Source organism: Solihabitans fulvus, assembly GCF_008386585.1.
Taxonomy (GTDB): domain Bacteria; phylum Actinomycetota; class Actinomycetes; order Mycobacteriales; family Pseudonocardiaceae; genus Solihabitans; species Solihabitans fulvus.
In genome coordinates, this window is sequence record NZ_VUOB01000432.1 from 1 (window position 1) to 319 (window position 319).

General features: G+C 45.1%; 1 protein-coding gene. It reads right to left on the reverse strand.

Annotated features, from left to right (window positions below):
* Positions 1–319 (reverse strand): immunoglobulin domain-containing protein (locus F0L68_RS46240; protein ID WP_149855495.1); only part of this gene is annotated, 319 nt, incomplete at both ends.

The window sequence follows — 319 nt, forward strand, 5'->3', positions numbered from 1 at the left end:
CACCCTTGTACCACTGTACTGTTGGAAGAGGTTTCCCAACGATCTTACAACTGAACTCAATAGCCTGTCCTTCAGCGACAATTTTGTCCTTTAAAGGTTCGATAATCTCGGGGGGGGCATTTGCTGCTTTCGTTTGAGGTTTAGGCTTGTCCTTGGTAGCTGGAAGGCTTACAACACATTCAGCATCACATCTGGCTTCTCCAGCGCTGTTAATTGCAACGCACTCGTATTTACCAGAATCTTGCGGGTAAGCTTCGAGAATAAGCAGGGTATAAGTTCCATCTTCTTCTAGAATCTTGTTCCTTATATCAGGTTGGAC